Source organism: Chitinophaga niabensis (assembly GCF_039545795.1).
Classification (GTDB): Bacteria; Bacteroidota; Bacteroidia; order Chitinophagales; family Chitinophagaceae; genus Chitinophaga; species Chitinophaga niabensis_B.
Map to the genome: position 1 here is coordinate 2,162,795 of NZ_CP154260.1, position 18,726 is coordinate 2,181,520.

At 47.8% G+C, this 18,726-nt stretch carries 10 protein-coding genes; 6 read left to right on the top strand and 4 right to left on the bottom strand.

What is annotated here, in order from left to right; genetic code table 11:
• Positions 1-5: 5 nt before the first annotated feature.
• The gene (locus AAHN97_RS08620; protein WP_343307169.1) at positions 6-902 is read right to left on the bottom strand and encodes a DUF72 domain-containing protein; all 897 of its coding nucleotides are present in this window, start codon (positions 900-902) and stop codon (positions 6-8) included.
• Between the two features lie 135 nt (positions 903-1,037).
• On the opposite strand from AAHN97_RS08620, the gene AAHN97_RS08625 reads away from it, so the two are divergent.
• Genes AAHN97_RS08625 through AAHN97_RS08635 form a run of 3 tightly spaced genes read left to right on the top strand, consistent with a single transcriptional unit; the run spans position 1,038 to position 5,247 of the window.
• Positions 1,038-2,453, top strand: a complete 1,416-nt coding sequence (locus AAHN97_RS08625; protein WP_343307170.1) for a glycogen synthase — start codon at positions 1,038-1,040, stop codon at positions 2,451-2,453.
• A gap of 10 nt (positions 2,454-2,463) precedes the next feature.
• Positions 2,464-3,741, top strand: a complete 1,278-nt coding sequence (locus AAHN97_RS08630) for a glucose-1-phosphate adenylyltransferase (protein WP_343307171.1) — start codon at positions 2,464-2,466, stop codon at positions 3,739-3,741.
• Positions 3,742-3,783: 42 nt separating this feature from the next.
• Positions 3,784-5,247 carry a glycoside hydrolase family 130 protein gene (locus tag AAHN97_RS08635; protein WP_343307172.1) on the top strand — a complete coding sequence of 488 codons (1,464 nt, stop codon included), beginning with the start codon at positions 3,784-3,786 and terminating at the stop codon, positions 5,245-5,247.
• On the opposite strand, the gene AAHN97_RS08640 is transcribed toward AAHN97_RS08635, so the two are convergent.
• Positions 5,234-6,244: a glycosyltransferase family 4 protein gene (locus AAHN97_RS08640; protein WP_343307174.1), complete on the bottom strand. Its 1,011-nt coding sequence runs from the start codon at positions 6,242-6,244 to the stop codon at positions 5,234-5,236. The two genes, AAHN97_RS08635 and AAHN97_RS08640, sit on opposite strands and share 14 nt — an antisense overlap.
• A gap of 13 nt (positions 6,245-6,257) precedes the next feature.
• The gene (locus tag AAHN97_RS08645; protein ID WP_343307176.1) at positions 6,258-8,540 is read right to left on the bottom strand and encodes a glycosyltransferase family 4 protein; all 2,283 of its coding nucleotides are present in this window, start codon (positions 8,538-8,540) and stop codon (positions 6,258-6,260) included.
• Between the two features lie 212 nt (positions 8,541-8,752).
• On the opposite strand from AAHN97_RS08645, the gene bshC reads away from it, so the two are divergent.
• Entirely contained in the window at positions 8,753-10,342 is a 1,590-nt protein-coding gene (bshC, locus tag AAHN97_RS08650) for a bacillithiol biosynthesis cysteine-adding enzyme BshC (RefSeq protein WP_343308270.1), read from the top strand.
• Positions 10,343-10,810: 468 nt separating this feature from the next.
• Here the strand turns inward: bshC and AAHN97_RS08655 are convergent, their stop codons facing one another.
• Complete coding sequence (locus AAHN97_RS08655; protein WP_343307177.1) at positions 10,811-13,048, bottom strand: FUSC family protein; 2,238 nt, start codon at positions 13,046-13,048, stop codon at positions 10,811-10,813.
• Between the two features lie 426 nt (positions 13,049-13,474).
• On the opposite strand from AAHN97_RS08655, the gene smc reads away from it, so the two are divergent.
• Positions 13,475-17,005: a chromosome segregation protein SMC gene (smc, locus tag AAHN97_RS08660; RefSeq protein WP_343307178.1), complete on the top strand. Its 3,531-nt coding sequence runs from the start codon at positions 13,475-13,477 to the stop codon at positions 17,003-17,005.
• Positions 17,006-17,101: 96 nt separating this feature from the next.
• Positions 17,102-18,565, top strand: a complete 1,464-nt coding sequence (locus AAHN97_RS08665) for an MFS transporter (RefSeq protein ID WP_343307179.1) — start codon at positions 17,102-17,104, stop codon at positions 18,563-18,565.
• The last annotated feature ends 161 nt before the right edge of the window (positions 18,566-18,726 follow it).

Consider the following 18,726-nt stretch of genomic DNA (forward strand, 5'->3'; position numbering starts at 1 on the left):
GTGACTTAAAAGAGGGTATTATCGCGGTGAATGACCGGTTTGGTGAGTTTAAGCCCGGAAGCCGCTTCCAGCTTGCTTGCCAGGTAAATGCTCATTTCCGGAACCGCCACATCGTCATGCATATGCAGGAAGAAATAGATTTCTTCTAATCCGTTCTCCAGCCAGTAATGCAGGCGGTTCACCCAATCATCTGCCCGTACATAATCTGTTGGATGTAAGCCATTGCCCACATACCGGATGAAGGCTTTGGGAAGGGGCAGATGCATATGCACACAATCCCGCCGCCCCGCAGCATCCGTGATCACCAGCCCGATGCCCAGCTGCCGGAGGGTGGTGTACAACTCCTGCGGCTGAATGAACCATTCCGGGTGACGCAGCTCCAGGAAAAAGGTAAGGTCTGTGGGAAGGGAGGCCAGGTAATTATATAACTGATCTTTGCGGGCAGGGGAGAACTGTTCGCCCATCTGTAAAAAGATGGGGCCCAGGTATTCTTCAAAAGCCATCACGCCTTCCAGGAAAGCGGTGGTGGGTTCTTTGGCATTCACCAGGTTGCTGTAATGACTGATGCTCTGAGGCACCTTGGGACAGAAACGAAAATTCCGGCCCTTTACTTTCTCTGCCCATTTGCGGATAGTTTCCGGCGGATAGATCTTGTAATGCGTGGCATTCAGTTCAACACAGTTATAATGTTTGGCATATTGCTCCAGAAAATCCTTTTCTTTGGTGCCCTTTGGAAATACACTGCCCACCCAGTCTTTTCGGTTCCAACTGGTGGCGCCGAGATAAAAGGAGGGCTTTGATGCCGGTCTGCCGGGCAGTACGCCCTGGTTGAAAACCGGTTCCGCAGGGAGTTTGAAGTCGATGTCGTTCAACAGGTCGAGGTCTGTACGTCCGAATTGCATGCTGTTAAAATATTAATTTTTAATCAACTGACAACATGTGGACAACCATAGCATTTCATCTTTGTTTATCAATATTTTAGCAAGCCCTTTGTTTTCTGGCTTTTCCGGTTTAATTTATAAACGAATACAAAAAGCATGGAGATCTTACACGTTAGCGCGGAGTGTTATCCGGTGGCAAAAGTAGGTGGTTTGGGCGATGTAGTGGGCGCCCTGCCCAAATATCAACAGGAGGCAGGAACAATTGCCAAAGTAGTGATGCCCGCATATCTGACAAAATTCCGGGAATCACATACCTATGAACTGGTTCACCAGGGCGGTTTATGGGTGGGGCATGCATGGTTCCATTTCAATGTATGGAAAGAAGACTCCAATGAACTGGGCTTTGATCTTTACCAGGTGGATATCCCGGGTTTACTGGATACCCCCGGTGTATATGGATACATGAATGACACAGAGCGTTTCCTCGGATTCCAGGTGGCGGTGCTGGACTGGCTGAATGAATGGCAGCATCAGCCGGATGTGATCCATTGCCACGATCATCATACCGGCCTGATCCCTTTCCTCGTCCGCTTCGGTTACAAGTACAACCGCCTGCAGAACATCGCCACGGTGCTCACCATTCACAATGCACAGTACCAGGGCCAGTTTGGATGGGATAAATTATACCTCATCCCTTCTTTTGACCTGTGGAAGAGTGGTATGCTGGACTGGGGAGGCAGTATCAACCCACTGGCGGCAGCTATCAAATGTGCATGGCGCATCAACACGGTTTCTCCCAGTTACATGGAAGAGCTTTTTACCAGCGCAAACGGACTGGAGGCCCTGCTCAATACAGAAAGAGGGAAAGCCACCGGTATACTCAATGGTATAGACGACAAAGTCTGGAACCCTGCCAAAGATGGTATGATTGCAGCTAAGTATACCATGAGCAGCCAGCTGAAAGGAAAGAAGGCCAATAAACAGCATCTCTGCGAAACTTTTAAGCTGGACCCTGAACTGCCGTTGTTTGTGTTTATCGGCAGGCTGGTAGGTGATAAAGGGGCAGATCTGCTGCCCGAGATCATCGGGCGTTCCCTGTTTGAAAACCCGGGTGCATTGAATTTCCTTATATTAGGGAGCGGAGATGCACATACGGAATGGATGTTGCAGCAAACAAGGCAGTATGCAGGAGAACACTTTAATGTTTATATCGGTTATAACGAGGCCCTTTCCCATCAACTATATGCCGGGGCCGACTTTTTGCTGATGCCTTCCCGCGTGGAACCCTGCGGCCTGAACCAGATGTATGCCATGCGGTATGGTACAGTGCCCATTGTACGTACTACAGGCGGCCTGAAAGACACCGTTATCGACTTTGGTGATGAGGATGGATTCGGGATCCGTTTTTATCATGCCAGTGTTGGGGATGTGTGTCATGCCATCGGCAGGGCGTTGGAATTATTCCACACCAAAACCAAATTTTCAAAGATCAGGAAAACGATCATGCAGCTGGATCATTCCTGGGACAAAGCAGCGCAGCAATATTTAGATCTATACACCAGCCTAAAATAAAAATAACGTTATGTCTAACGCAGTGATCTCAATCATCCTTGGGGGAGGAGCCGGTACGCGGCTGTACCCGCTGACCCGCAGTCGTTCTAAACCTGCCGTACCGGTTGCAGGCAAGTACCGCCTGGTGGATATCCCCATTTCCAATTGCCTCAATGCCGATCTGCATCGCATCTTTGTACTGACGCAGTTTAACTCTGCTTCGCTCAATAAGCATATCAAGAACACGTATCACTTTTCTCATTTCAGTAAAGCTTTTGTAGACATACTGGCTGCGGAGCAAACGCCTGATAACCCCACATGGTTCCAGGGTACTGCGGATGCGGTACGCCAGACCCTGCGGCACCTGGAGAATTTTGAGTTTGAATATGCACTGATCCTTTCCGGGGACCAGCTGTACCAGATGGACTTCCGCGAAATGATCCAGCATCACATGGAAAAGGGGGCAGACATTTCCATTGCCACCATCCCCGTGAATGCAAAGGATGCTACGGACTTTGGGATCCTTAAAACAAATGAAGAGAGCTTTATCACTTCTTTCATAGAGAAGCCGAAGAAAGACCTGCTGCCGGACTGGACCTCCGAGGTGAGCCCGGATATGCAGCGGGAGGGAAGGAATTACCTGGCTTCCATGGGTATTTACATCTTCAATAAACAATTACTGTTCGATCTGCTGAGCGGCACGCCGGAAGCAACGGACTTTGGTAAGGAGATCATCCCTAATTCCATCGACAAACATAAGGTGCTCAGTTTCCAATATGAAGGGTACTGGACGGATATCGGGAACATCTCTTCTTTCTTTGAAGCCAACCTTGGCCTTACCGATGATATTCCACAGTTCAACCTGTTCGATAATCACCAGACCATCTTCTCCCGCGCCCGCATGCTGCCGCCTGCCAAGATCTCCGGCACCACACTGGAGAAAACCGTGATCGCGGATGGCTGCATCATTAACGCCAGCCGTTTGGAACGCTGTGTGGTGGGTATCCGTACCCGTATCGGGAAAGGTACTACTATCAGTAACAGTTACCTGATGGGGAATGATACCTACCAGACGCTGGACGAGATCAACGCTGCCCGGAGTCACGGAAGGCCTCCCATTGGTATCGGGGACCGCTGTTATATTAACAATACCATTATCGACAAAAATGCCTGCATCGGCAATGATGTGAGGATCAATGGCGGTAAACATATGGAAGATGGAGATTTTGAAAAATATACCGTGAAAGATGGCATTGTAGTTGTGAAGAAAGGAGCAATACTCCCGGATGGTTTTCAATGCCTCGCATAGACTATGCTGCCCGGGGGATTTATTATTGATTAAATAAGGTATATGCGATTATCTATTGAAAGACAGGCAACAAAGATCACCCCCGACCTTAAACGTGTGGTAGCACGTTTTTTCTTTAACGGAGATGCGAGAGCCAAAGGAATAATACTGAAGGTACTGGAAATGTCAGAAGTAGAAGTGGATATCACCATTACGCCTATACTAAGGGATTTCTCCAAACGTCACCGTAACATCACTCGTATCTTTGAACGCCATGCAGAGAAGCTGCGCAATCTGTTCCTGGCTATGAACATCGACTACAGTGGGGTAGAATACAAAAAGAAACTCCTGATCGGTTCTTTCTTCACCAACGAATTCTCTATTGAATCTGCTGCTTTCTTCAATCCTTCCATTGTGGAGGATGTTGACCAGAGTGGTCTGGAAGATGGGGAGAAGCGGGTGATCATGAGCTTCCGCGCAGTAGGGGAAGGGCACGTTTCTTCCATCGTTTTCCGCCGTGGCCTGATAGGCAAGGATAATGAAGTAAGTTTTGTACCGGCCGGGAACTATGTGGATGAACCCGAGATCATCCGCAATGCCGTTTACCATAAAGAAACTTTCTTTCAGAATGCTGTTTCCATTAAGTTGCCGGACTCCGTGATGAACGAGGTGAAGGGGATGCTGCCGGATACATTTGAGTATGTGGCACTGAAACAGGCCATAAGGGAAATGCAGCAGCGGTACCAGGTGGACCATTTGCTGAAAAGGAACCTGGAGCGCCTCTTATGGCTGGGAGATTCTTATTACGACATTAACTTTTCACTGGATACCGATATTTCAGACCGGGTGATCTTCCCTTATTCCGAAGCAGAAAGCAGGGGTATTGAAGATGCCAGGTTTGTGAAGTACACCGGCGATACAAGCGGTGTTACCTATTATGCTACTTATACTGCATTTGACGGTATCACTATTCAGCCCAAACTCCTGCAAACACGGGATTTCTACAGTTTCAAGATCATGCCGCTGTATGGAGAGGGCGCACAGAACAAGAACCTGGCGCTGTTCCCCCGGAAGATCAATGGCAAGTACGCCATGTTATCCCGTATAGACGGGATCAACAATTACATCATGTATTCGGATAAGATCAATGTATGGGAAAACCCGCAGATCCTGCAAACGCCCAAATATCCCTGGGAATTTGTGCAGATAGGGAATTGCGGATCCCCGATAGAAACATCTGAAGGCTGGCTGTTGCTCACCCATGGCGTGGGACCTATGCGTACCTATTGCCTGGGTATGACCCTGCTGGACCTGGAAGACCCAACCATTGAGCTGGGCCGGTTGAAGGAACCCCTGATCATTCCCAATAAGGATGAAAGAGAAGGGTATGTACCCAACGTACTGTATTCCTGCGGTTCACTGATCCATAACGATGAACTGATCATTCCTTATGGCCTGTCTGACTACGCCTCTTCCTTTGCAACCGTGAAGCTGGATAAACTATTAGCGAAGATCAAAGAAGGTTAAGGGATTCGTAGATCCGTACATAATCTTTTACCATCTTTTGCATACTGAATTGTTCGATGGCCCACATTCTGCACGCTGCCCGGCTTATTTCGGGCAGCGTGTTTATTTTTTCTGCCGCATCATGGAGGTCGTTCACCAGGTAACCGGTTTCCCCGTTAATGATCAGTTCCGGCATAGATCCTCTGCGGTAAGCGATCACAGGCGTACCGCACATCATGGCTTCCGCCACACTTAAACCAAAAGGTTCTTCAAAATAGATGGGGTGTAATAAGGCTTTTGCTTTTCCCAGTAAAGTATTCCGTTCTTTCGGACCTGCCGGGCCAAGGTATTGGATCTGCTCACCGTCTACATGTGGTTTTATCTTCTCATTATAATACGCTTCATCCTGTATGATACCGGCAATGATCAAACGATGCCCTGTTTTCTTAGCCAGGGTAATGGCATCATGCGCACCTTTATGCGGATGCAGCCTGCCAAAGAACAGGAGGTAATCTTCCGGTGTTTCGCAATAATCAAAACCTGCGGGATCGATGCCATTGTATACCGTGCCGGCATAATCCAACTCCGGATGCCGGTCTGCATTACTGATGGATACGTAATGATTGATATCGTTGTACCGCTTGTACACCGGGATGATCTTCTCAGATGAAAAACCGTGAATGGTGGTGACCATGGGGGTATTGATCAGCCGGGAATAAGTGAGGGGTAGAAAATCAAAGTGATTGTGAATGATCTCATAATCAGCTGCCTGCTCCATGAGGTAACTGATATGCATACACTCCATAACTTTAGCATCCTGGGTTTTGTCTTCTTCATACCCTGTTGCGCAAATGGCCTTCAATGTACCGGCGGTGTGCGAGTTGCCTGTGGCAAAAAGTGTTACATCCCAACCATGCTGCACTAATCCCTCCGCTACATTTGAGGCCATCTGCTCCCAGGGCCCGTAGTGCTCCGGCGGAGTACGCCAGGCTACGGGCGAGAGTATTGCAATCTTCATATCTGCTTACTGTCTAAATGATCTTGCTCACAATGCCTCCTGAAATAACGGCCGTTTTGAGGATCTTTTCCGGTTTGGGAACGGCTGCACAACTATTCAGCACACTGAGGTGTGAAATGAAATAAGCCAATGTGCTTTCAGCGCCCTGGTTACGGTTAAGTCCTCTTGCTTCCAGTCCATCACAGCAGCCATGTGTTTCCTGGTCGTACAGAGAGAGGCGTAATGCATTATCTCCCAGGAACCATTTATAGCAGGTATACATACGTTGCAGGTATACTTTGTTACCGGTAATAACATGCGCCTGCTGATACAGTAACACCATGGCCATTGTTTCAATCGCCTGCTGGTCGAATAAAGGACAATCACCGCCTTCGCAATGCCAGCCCTCGTTGCCTACGGGCGTAAAGTAACCCTGGCGCATGGTGAGGTTTTCCAGGAAGGAGAGACTTTGCAACCCGATCTCTTTCCATTTTTCATTACCTGTGAACTCTGCCGCATGCAGTAGTGCCAGCGGCAGGATGCCGTTATCGTAGGTCATATCTTTTTCAAACCATTGCCATGCCTCGTTACTGTTCTTTTCCCATCCGTCAGTTAAAGGTTCAATGAGCGTCCGCAGGGCCACATACAACCTTTCATCGGAAGGATGATAATGGAGGTAATGGCAAACCCCAATGGCCGCATTGGCGCGTCCGCGGAGATGTTCGAGGTCTTTGAAGTGAGGGATGGCAGCATGGAACATTTCCTGCGCAAATTCCCGGTAGGAATTATTAGGTGCATAACGGATCAGGTAACCCAGTGCCCAGATAGTACGGCCAAAGGAATCTTCTGAACCCACTTCATCCAGGTACTGCCGGCTGAAGCTGAGGAAGTTCCTGAAGTTACCATCCGGCAATTGCATGTAATGCAGGAAGCTGAGGTAGATGGGCAGCAGGTCAAGGATCTCTTTGGAAGGGCGGTGCGGCACCACCATAAGTGTCATCATCAATGCACGCGCGTTATCATCTACACAATACCCTTCTTTCAGGTTGGGTATACCAAACTTGGCGTGTTGTATAATACCTGTATTGTCTGTTAAACGGCGAATATGTGTAAGGTTCAAATGCGGCAGCATGGATGGCTCCGGGAGATTACGTGTAAGCATGGGCGTTGGTGGCGGGTTCTGCAGCCTTCTGCGGACCACCTGGCGGTAACGTGCACCCATCCTGCTCCATTGTAATTCCTTTCCGAAGTTCAGCGAACGTTCCCGCAGGCTTTCCAGCATGGCAGGGTTGTCCAGCAATTCTGTGATAATGGCGCCCAGCTCTTCGTGTTGTGAAAAACCAAAGAGGCGGCCACGGCCTTCTGCCAGTAATTCTTTTGCATACCAGTAAGGTGTTGATATTACAGCAGCTCCGGCACCCATGGCATACGTTAGTGTGCCGCTGGTGATCTGCGCTTCGTTCAGGTACGGTGTTATATAGATACTGCTGTGCATCAGGTACGCAAACAGATCGTCTTCCGTAAGGAACTTATCAATGAACATTACATGATCTTCCACACCCAGTTCTGTGATCAGCTTACGCAGGTAGTCCCGGTATTCTTCACCTGCATGACGCAGTACGCCGGGATGGGTTTTGCCTGCTACCACATACAATACATCAGGATGTTTGCTGATAATGGCGGGGAGTGCCTGTATAACAGTCTCTATTCCTTTGTTCCTGCTCAGCAATCCGAAGGTGAAGAGAACTTTGCGTTCACGTAATACCTTCGGAAGAATGGCAGCATCAATACTCAGCTTTTCAAAATCAGGTACGCCATGCGGTATCATCAGTATTTTATCCTGCTCTATATCGTAGAGGTTCACCAGGAAGTTGATGGCGAGATTACTCATTACGACCACCTTCGCCGCATGTTGTGCAATTTCTTTCACTACCATCCGCTGCATGAAAGAAGATTCTTTCAGTACCGTATGGAAGGTGACCAGGTAAGGTACCTTCAAACGGTGAAGGAACGGCAAGAGGTATACGCCGGACTCTCCACCGAAAATACCAAACTCATGTTGCACCATCACGAAGTCCACACCACTTTCATTCACATGGTCCGCCGCGTTGAGGTAATCCTGCAGATGATGCTGGCGGATAGTGAAGGTAACTTCCGGCGGGTATTCGTACGTTTGCCCTTCATCGTTCATCGCAATCACAGATACTTCCGGCGCTGTTGAATCCTGTTCATTAGAGATCGCACGAATGAGATGCTCGGTGAACGTTGCTATTCCGCATTCCCGCGGAAAATACGAGGCTATATAGGCTATCTTCATATTGAGATAATATTATTTACATTTTAATTGAGGGGTATAGGGCAGGAAAGCTTAGTGCTTTGCAGGACATAGATCATTTTACAAATTCGCTGCCAGATTTACCAGCCATCCGTTATAGTAACCTCATCAACAAATTCTAAAAGTGGCTGCATCAAATTCCCTAAATTCGTGCATCCAAATTTCGAAGAGTGATCAATCATATACAACCGGTAATGTGCCAACATTACCTGCCATTTACGGAAACGGGGTTCTGCAGTCCGATCATAGCGGATTTTTTGACAGGTCGTACGCCCCTGCGCTCTTTTTATGAGTATATACAGGTGAATCCTGATTTTGATAAAGCCATGCATGTCAAATCAACGCAGCCACTGCGGAGAGATTTACTGGCAGATGCCTTATATAAACAATACCAGGGGGTAGAAATAAGGGAGGAAGTAAGGGCTAATATAGGCCTGTTGCAGGCCACCAATACTTTTACAATCTGTACGGCTCATCAGCCGAATATATTTACAGGGTATCTCTATTTCATCTACAAGATACTACAAACTATCAAGCTTTCCCGGGATTTAGCGGTGAAGTACCCAAAGAACCACTTTGTGCCGGTGTATTACATGGGCAGCGAGGATGCGGACCTGGACGAACTGGGCTCCATACAGCTGAATGGTAAAACCCTTACCTGGGATACGGATCAGAAGGGGGCGGTAGGCCGGATGAACACTACCGGGCTGGATGAAATGATCAAAAAGGTAGCAGATGCGGTGGGGTTTGAGCCCCATGGGCCTGCTTTGGTGGAAATGCTGGAAAAGGCTTACCTGGGGCATAAAACCATCCAGGAGGCTACTTTAAGCCTTGTTAACGATTTGTTTGGTTGTTACGGGCTGCTAGTGCTGATACCTGACAATCCGGCATTCAAGCAACAGCTGATTCCGGTGATGGAGGAAGAATTATGGCAACAGAGTTCTGCTGCTATTGTAGGCAAAACCATCGAAAAATTAGCAGAACATTATAAAGTTCAGGCGAATCCGCGGGAAATAAATCTTTTTTATCTCATTGAGGATAAACGTGAAAGGATTGTTAAAGATGGGGAATTGTGGAAGATACTACACACATCGTTGTCGTTTTCCGGGGAGCAATTGAAAGAGGAATTATACACACATCCTGAACGGTTTAGTCCGAATGTGATCCTTCGTGGGATCCTGCAGGAAACCATTCTGCCGAACATTGCTTTTATTGGCGGTGGAGGAGAAGTGGCTTACTGGCTGGAATTAAAAGAGCTCTTCCAGCATCATAAAGTACCTTATCCTGTTATCCTGCTGCGTAACTCTTTCCTTTGGATAAAGAAGGATCTGCATGACCGTCAGCGGAAGCTGGGGATCAGCACGGAAGCCTTGTTTGAGGATACCGAGTTGCTGGTGAACCGTTTTGTGCATGAGCATACAAATGCAGCTTTAGTGTTGCGGGAAGAATATGCGGCGGTGGAGAAGCTGTTCAATGAACTGGAAGAGAAAGCAAAGACAATTGACGTTACGTTGATTGCTACCGTGAATGCAGAGCGCACGCGTGCATTGAAATCTATTGGTAAGCTTGAGCATAAATTCCTGCGGGCTGAGAAGAAGAAGTTTGCCTGGCAAACAGAGCAGATCCGGGCTTTGAAAGAGCGGTTGTTTCCCGGTAATTCTTTGCAGGAGCGGAAGGAGAACTTTATGCCTTATTACGCGCAATATGGGCCGGGTTGGTTTGATATGATGCTGAAGGCGGTGAAGCCGGTAACGGACCAGTTTGGGGTGATTTCGGAGGAGTAGAGGCTTGCTTAGACCTTGCCGCGCAGCAGAGGGCGGATTGTTTTTTATTTTACCAGCGTACTTTTATTTGATTAGAAGTTGTGTTTGCTGCACTGTAAAGGGTGTTTTTCTTTACCAGGGGGCTTTTTTATTTGATTAGACGTTTGCTGCACTGTAAAGGGTGTTTTTCTTTACCAGAGGGCTTTTTTATTTGATTAGACCTTTGCTGCACAATTTTTATTTAAAAAAGATATTTGAAATGGCCGGTTGGCCATTTCTTTTTTGATGATGTTTCCTTTCTTTAAAGGTGTTTTCTTCCTTTAAAAACACCTTCTACTGCTGCCTTAAGGTTTTGCCGCATCAGAGAGCGGCTTTTTCTTTTTTGGCAAAGGGATTTTTCTATCTGGAAGAAGGAATCTGTTCTATCTAAATAAAGGAATGTTTCCTTCTAAATATAAAACACTCCGCCCTTTTATGCGCGGCCCAACCTCAGCCTTCAACAATCACAGCCCCGTGTACCGCAGCCTTCTTCATATCCTTTAGCACCGTGAACAACGCCTGGAACTGATCCCGCACATGTTTGATCTCCAGCATTTCTTCCCTTTCAACAGTATGCCCCTGACCATCATTGATCTGCTGCTGCCTCAGATGCAACAGTTCTTCCAGTCTTTCTTCGAGGCGGTGGAATGCCGTTGGAGTTTCCGGGTCAGGTATAATAGCACCCACTGATACATACTGCTCTATCTGGTCCATAATGGTAAGAAGGAACAACAGGATATCCTTGTATTCCGGCCGCTTATACTTCAAATGATGTTGCAGTGCATAAGCAGATAACTGCGCTATATGCGATGATAATGAATGACTTAGTACTACAAAATGATAGAGCTCCGAGCCGTGTTTCTGTTTGCTCTTTGGCTCGGATAACATCCGCTGAAAAGCGGCAGTAAGGTTCGCAATGCTTACATGTACATCCTTGCGGGCCAGTTTATAGGCGATTAAGCTGAAGGGTTTATCCGTGTACAGGTTAGTGACCTGTTGGAGGTATTGTTTGTTGGCGGTGATGGCTTTGACCATGTAATCCGGCAGGAACTTGTATTCCCAGCTGGGCCAGAAGATGTAATTGAAAATAAAGGCTATTGTACCACCGATCACCGTATCTATCACCCTGTTGGTGAGGTTGTTGAAATCCGCCGGATGGAGGAAGTGTAACAGGAAGATGATAAAGGGTGTCATAAACACCACGCTGGTGATATAGTGATAGGTCTGGAAGCTGTAAGCTCCCAGGATGCAAACCAGCATCACACAGAAGATAACCGTATCGTCTTTTGTAAGATAGAGGATCCCCGCTGCAAAGAAAGCCCCGATCAGCGTACCGATGATCCGCTGGAAACTCCGGGTTTTAGTAAGACTGAAACCGGGTTTCATGATCACCATAATAGTGAGCAGGATCCAGTAGGTTCTGCTGAGCTGCAGCGCCTGGCCCAACAGCAGACCGGATACCATGGCTATTCCCGTTCTAACCGCATGCCGGAAGATGTGGGAGTTAAAGGTGAGGTTGTTGCGGAATGTAGTAACATCGTACGACTGGCGGGTAGTGAATTTGGAAAGCTCAAGCTGATGATCGAAACTCGCTTCCTTCACTCTTTCCAGCCTGGTGAGGCGGTGCATGTTATACATCCGCTGGGTGATATGCTGCAGGTTGTCGAAGATGCTTTCGAAAGGGATCAGGTCTGCCCGTTCTTTGAGGGAAGGCAGGCTGGCCTGGTAGTTCTTGAATTCCTTGCGCGCCTTCTCTAATTCTAATTTCAAATTTACTTTAGGCATAGAGCGAAAACCCACTGATACTGCGATGCCTATGTTGTCTAGTTCTTCTGAGAATTGTATGATCGTTTCATGCAATTGTGCAATCACTTTGGTGCCGGCAAAGCGTTTTTGCAGGGAGGTATAATCGATCTGGGAGGCCATGATCTGTTCCTGCATATCCACCAGGTCCAGGAAAATGAGCACCATGCTTTTGCTGATACTTGTAGTACCCTGTTGTGCGGAACGCATTTTAAGCAGGAGCTCGCGCACGGCTTCCTGTTTTTCATTCACGATCACCTGCTGGGCAAATACATCTTTATAAGTTTCGGTGATATCGAGATCCGGTTCGTAGAAATTAGCCCTTTGGCGGAGGTATTTTGCGGTTGACTGGATGCAATCACCTAAAGTCTGCTGCACGGTCAGGTAGGGCCTGATCTGCCAGAATAATAGTGCAAGCAGGGCATACCATATACTGCCACTGAGGGTAAGGAAGGAAATCTGCACTGCCATTTGCCAGGTGGTGTACTGCTCTGCCATGATGCTCACCATCACCAGCATACCTCCGATGCCTATGTTTCCACCCCGGTTGCCATAGATCAGCAGCATGGAGCAAAAGAAACTGCAAAGCCCCACCCAGATGGTCAACAGCGCCATGTGAGGTAGCAGCAGGCCTGTTCCTAAAGCCAGCAGGAAGATCAGGATGGTGCTGATGATCAATCCGTTCCGTTTGTGGATAATAGTGCCGGGAACATCCGCAAGGGCTGTACATAAAGCGCCCATAGATATTGCTATCCCGGTGCTGAGTTGCCCGATAGCGGCAAAAATAACAGAGGGCACAACAACGCTCAGGGTAGTACGAAGTCCGTTGCTGAAATGGTAACTGAAAATAAAGGCTTTTGCTTCTTTGAGCCAACGTTCTTGCATCGTGTGCAAAATTACAATATATGAACCAGAGATTTTTTCCTTGTTATCCACGGCCTCGTACTGGCCTTGTTACGGCCTTGTAATGGCCTTTTACGGCCTCGTGACGGCCTTGATCGGCCTTGAACCGGCCTTTATCGGCCTTATCCCGGCCTTTACCCATACTTCTGGTAATAAATGAGATAAGTTCAATATTTATCTCACTATCAATTATTTATAGCCAGATTGTGAAAAAATTATCCCCAACTGTGAATAAGTAAATACAAAATATTATACGTTCTCCGGTAACTTACCAAATGATTCAGCATCATTGAATTTTACGTGTGAGTGTGACCATATCTGCGTACCGCTATCCCGAAGCGGCAAGCCCCATGATGCTGATATCAACTTAATTCAATTATCTTTGGCGGCTCATAAAAAGGAGGTGTTGTGCGTTTAAAAACACTAGAGATCAAAGGGTTTAAAAGTTTTGCGGACAAAACGGTGTTACACTTCGATGAAGGTGTAACAGGCGTTATTGGCCCTAACGGTTGCGGCAAGAGTAATATCATCGACTCTATCCGCTGGGTGATCGGAGAACATAAGATCAGTAACCTGCGTTCAGATAACCAGGCTGGCCTCGTGTTCAATGGTTCCCGTACCCGTTCCGCCAGTGGTATGGCGGAAGTAAGCCTTACGTTCGAGAACAATAAGAACGTATTGCCTACGGAATTCACCACGGTGACTGTTACCCGTAAGTTCTATAAGAATGGCGACAGCGAATATCGTTTGAACGATGTGGTCTGCCGCCTCAAGGATATCCATAACCTCTTTATGGATACAGGGGTGAGTACAGACTCCTACGCCATCATCGAGTTAGGGATGGTGGACGATATCATCAAGGATAAGGAGAACAGCCGCCGCCGGATGCTGGAACAGGCCGCCGGTATTTCCATCTACAAAACCCGGAAAAAGGAAGCCAAATCCAAACTGGACGCCACAGAAGGTGACCTGAACAGGATCGAGGACCTTCTTTTCGAGATCAATAACAACCTCAAGACATTGGAGAGCCAGGCCCGCAAAGCGGAACGGTTCTACGAGATCAAAAAGGAATATAAAGAGGCCAGCATTGAGCTGGCCAAAGCTTCCCTGGAAGGTTTCAACAACACCTTTAAAGACCTCACAGAGCAGCAGCAGCAGGAAACTGACCGCAAGTTTGCCCTCGAAGCAGAGATCTCTACAGATGAGGCAGCGGTGGAACAGGATAAACTGCACTTTGTGGCGAAAGAAAGGGAGTTGCAGGTATTGCAGCGCTCTTTCAACGAACTTGTATCTACCATCCGCACCAAGGAGAATGATAAAAACCTGGCTTCCCAGCAACTGACCTACTTAAAGGAAAGGGAAAAAAGCCTGACAGATTTCCTCAACAACGCGGAAGGCCAGGCAAAAGGCCTCACGGAATCTATCGCCTTCACTGAAACGCAGGTGACAGACGAGCAGGAAGTATTTGATTCCATGCAGGATGAACTGGAAACCCTCCACGAAATGGTGGATGAGAAGAAAGAACATTTTGCAGAGAAGAAACTCAGCCTGGAAAACCTCCGGAAAGACCAGCAGCAATGGCAGCGCCAGCAATTTGAAGCGGAAAAGAAAGTGGCTATCGCCGATACTTCCGTACAGAACCTCCAGCGCGGCATCCAGCAGTTACAGGAAGAAAAAACCAACCGCTTAACGCAGATCCAGCAACTGGAAGAAGAGAAGAGCGGTTTGCAGGAAGTACTGGAAAACAGCAAAGATGAGCTGGAAGAAATGGTGAACTTCCAGGAAGAAACAAAAGGCAAGATCCTCACCACACAAGGTGAAATAGAAGGCCTGCGGGACCGCCTGGTAGACGAGAACCGTAAACTGGATTCGAAAAAGAACGAGTACGATCTGTTGAAATCCCTTGTGGACAGCCTGGAAGGTTATCCCGAGAGTATCAAGTTCCTCAAAAAGAACACAGACTGGAATAATAAAGCTCCCATCCTCAGCGATATTTTCTTTTGCCAGGAAGCTTACCGCACCTGTATAGAAAACCTGCTGGAACCTTACCTGAACTTCTATGTAGTGAACAATGCAGAGGAAGCCATCCAGGCTATCCAGCTGCTGGACCTCCACAAAAAAGGGAAGGCTAACTTCTTTATACTGGACCAGTTCAATCACCAGGCAGGTACCCTGTTTGCGCCTCCGGGCACTATTTCCGCACTGGAAGTGGTAGAGATTGACGAGAAATATAAAGGGCTGGGTAATTACCTGCTGGGCAAGGTGTTCATTGCGAACGACCTCACTTCCATGAACTTCGCCGAACTGCCGGACCAGGATGTACTGATCACCGAAAAGAGCGGCCGCGTTCACCGTGGTAAATACAGCATGAACGGTGGTTCTGTGGGTTTGTTCGAAGGAAAGAAATTAGGCCGCGCCAAGAACCTGGAGAAGCTGGACCAGGAGATCAAAGACCTGGAAGCTGTATGCAGCAGCCTTAAAGCACAATTGCAAGCTAAGCATGATCAGGTGCTGGGTTACAACAGTCAGTTGAATGAGAACAAGATCAATGCTTTAAAGGAAAAAGTGAACCAGCTGAACAATCAGCTCTTTGGTTTGCAGAACAGGATCGAGAACTTCCATCACCTGATTGAAACCGGCAGCAAGCGCCTCACAGAAATGGAGCAGCAGCTGGAAGCCAATGAACAAAGTATTGCATCCGTACGGGATGAACTGGATGGCCTCAATGAAAAAGTGCATAACCTGCACGACAGCATTCAGGCGGCAGACAGGGCAGCACAGGAAGCAGAGCAGCAATTCAACCAGGCCAGCGTGCAGTTCAATAACCAGAACCTGCAACATACCCGCCAGCACAGTAAAGTGCAGGGTCTCAAACAGGAGCTGGATTTTAAACGTAAACAGCTGAGTGACCTGTATGTACAGGTAACAAGCAATAAAACACAACTGGAAGATACAGCGGGTAACATCGCTGCAGCGGAAGACAGGTTGGCTTCTTCTGAAGACGGACTGGTAGACCTGTTCCGCCGCCGTGAAGAAGAAGAGAAGAGTGTGAATGAAAAGGACCAGGAGTATTACAACTTCCGTAACCACCTGCAGGAACTGGAAAGCACGCTGCGTTCCAAACTGAAAACGCGCGATCTGCTGGACCAGAACCTGAACCTGATCAAAGACAAGGTGAATGAACTCAAACTGCAACTCTCTTCCATGAAGGAAAGGCTGAGCGTGGAGTTCAAGATCAACCTGGATGAGATCCTGGATGAAGACCGCACGGGCAGCCAGTCTGTGGAAGACCTGCAAAACAATGCGGAACGCCTCAAGAAAAGGCTGGAGAACATGGGTGAGATCAACCCAACAGCCATTGAAGCGTATACGGAAATGAAGAAACGTTACGAGTTCATCTTAGAACAGAAGAACGACCTGGTGACGGCTAAAGAATCCTTACTGCAAACTATCCAGGAAGTAGAATCCACGGCTAACCAGAAGTTCCTGGATACCTTTAACCAGGTGAAAGAGAACTTCATCCGGGTGTTCAAGGCTTTGTTCACGGAAGAAGATCAGTGCGATATGATCCTGAACGATCCTTCCAACCTGGCGGATACGGGTATTGAGATCATCGCTAAACCGAAAGGGAAACGCCCGGCGGCTATTACACAATTGTCCGGTGGAGAAAAAACCCTTACGGCTACGGCATTGCTCTTTGCTATTTACCTGATCAAACCAGCACCTTTCTGTATCCTGGATGAGGTGGATGCGCCATTGGATGATGCCAACGTAGGTAAGTTCACCAATATGATCCGCAAGTTCTCCGATAACTCCCAGTTCATTATCGTAACGCACAACAAGCAAACGATGGCGGCTGTGGATGTGATCTACGGGGTAACCATGCAGGAAGCCGGTGTAAGTAAACTGGTACCGGTGGATTTCAGGAGTCTGAATTAAAATTTACATCAACTTTTTATAAAGGTGTGCTGTTCTTACAGTACACCTTTTTTTATGGTACAATGATTGCCCACTTACCTCGAAAAAATAGTTGTAATGGATCTGAAGCCAAGTCAGTCACTTACAGAAACAGACGTAAGCAGGGGTTTAAAACTGGTAATTGGAGATGGGCTGGCTTCCGAAGCGATGACCACCTTAACAGGTGGTGCCTTCATTGTGGCCATGGCTATTCTGCTGGGTGCCAATAACCTGCAGCTGGGGTTAATAGCCGCATTGCCCACCCTGGTGAACCTGTTCCAGCTGATCTCTATCTGGCTGGTCCGGCGGTTTAACAACCGCCGTGCTGTAACGGTGACCTGTGCTTTCCTGGCCCGTTTTCCCCTGATCATTATTGGCATATTTCCGCTGCTCTGGCCGGAATGGACTACCATAGAGCTGATCATCCCCATTCTTTTCTTCTATTATTTTTCCGGTGCTATTGCCGGTGCCAGCTGGAATTCATGGATGAAAGACCTGGTGCCGGGCAATCAGCTGGGTGCTTATTTTGCCAAACGCAGCAGTTATATGCAAACGCTGAATGCGGTGTTAAGCCTGTTGCTGGCATTGGGCGTAGACTATATCCGTGATCATCAGCCATTGATGGAACTGAATGTATATGGCTGGATGTTCATTGCAGCGGGCATCATCGGGCTTTCCGGTACCATCTTCCTTTCCAAAACGCCGGAACCGCAGGTATATATGACCAAGGAGAATATCTTCCGTTTATTACGCGGCCCGTTAAAGGACAGTAACTTCAGGCGCCTGCTGATCTTCAATTCCGCCTGGGTGTTTGCGGTGAACATTGCGGCACCCTTTTTTACCGTTTTTATGATGAAGAGTATGGGGCTGGGGCTTTCTTATATCATTGGCCTCACCATCCTCAGCCAGGTGTCCAGCATCCTCACTATCCGGCTCTGGGGTATGTTTGCAGACCGGTACAGTAATAAAACCATTATTGCCATTGGTGCGCCTCTGTATATTCTGTGCCTCGTGGGCTGGTGTTTTGTGGGTATCTATTCCCAACTATGGCCTAACCTGGTGTTGCTGACGGGTATTCACATCGTGATGGGGTTTGCCAATGCGGGTATTAACCTGTCCCTCACCAATATAGGGCTGAAGCTGGCGCCGCAGTCGGACGCCATCTATTATCTTGCCACAAAGAATATTATTACAGCAGTGTTTTCTTCCCTCGCGCCGCTGGCGGGTGGATACCTGGCGGATTATTTCACCGGCCGCCATCTGAAGATAGATGCAGAGTGGGGGAGCCCTAACTGGACCAAAGCCTTTCACCTCGTGGAGCTGCATGAATGGAACTTCCTCTTTGCTTTCGGGGCGTTGCTGGCCCTGATAGCGGTGAACCGTTTAGCCAGGGTGAAGGAAACCGGAGAGGTGGAAAAGGACATGGTGGTGCGGATCATGCGCAGTACCATCCGGCATAACCTCAAGCAGAGCTTCCTGATAGGCAACCTGATGACGGGGTATTCCACTATTAAGAATGTTTTCAGGCGCAAGTTTTTTTAGAAAGGTGGTTATTCTTCCTTCAGGAGGATTTTCCCGTGTAAGTTTTTTAGAAAGGTGGTTATTCTTCCTTCAGGAGGATTTTCCGGCGTAAGTTTTTTAGAAAGGTGGTTATTTTTCCTTCAGGAGGATTTTCCCGGCGTAAGTTTTTTTAGATAAGTGAT

Bases quoted from the DNA above. Each gene is read 5' to 3' on its own strand.
- AAHN97_RS08640 (WP_343307174.1), bottom strand. From the start codon at position 6,244: ATGAAGATTGCAATACTCTCGCCCGTAGCCTGGCGTACTCCGCCGGAG.
- AAHN97_RS08655 (WP_343307177.1), bottom strand. From the start codon at position 13,048: ATGCAAGAACGTTGGCTCAAAGAAGCAAAAGCCTTTATTTTCAGTTAC.
- bshC (WP_343308270.1), top strand. From the start codon at position 8,753: ATGTGCCAACATTACCTGCCATTTACGGAAACGGGGTTCTGCAGTCCG.
- AAHN97_RS08665 (WP_343307179.1), top strand. From the start codon at position 17,102: ATGGATCTGAAGCCAAGTCAGTCACTTACAGAAACAGACGTAAGCAGG.
- AAHN97_RS08625 (WP_343307170.1), top strand. From the start codon at position 1,038: ATGGAGATCTTACACGTTAGCGCGGAGTGTTATCCGGTGGCAAAAGTA.
- AAHN97_RS08620 (WP_343307169.1), bottom strand. From the start codon at position 902: ATGCAATTCGGACGTACAGACCTCGACCTGTTGAACGACATCGACTTC.
- AAHN97_RS08635 (WP_343307172.1), top strand. From the start codon at position 3,784: ATGCGATTATCTATTGAAAGACAGGCAACAAAGATCACCCCCGACCTT.
- AAHN97_RS08630 (WP_343307171.1), top strand. From the start codon at position 2,464: ATGTCTAACGCAGTGATCTCAATCATCCTTGGGGGAGGAGCCGGTACG.
- AAHN97_RS08645 (WP_343307176.1), bottom strand. From the start codon at position 8,540: ATGAAGATAGCCTATATAGCCTCGTATTTTCCGCGGGAATGCGGAATA.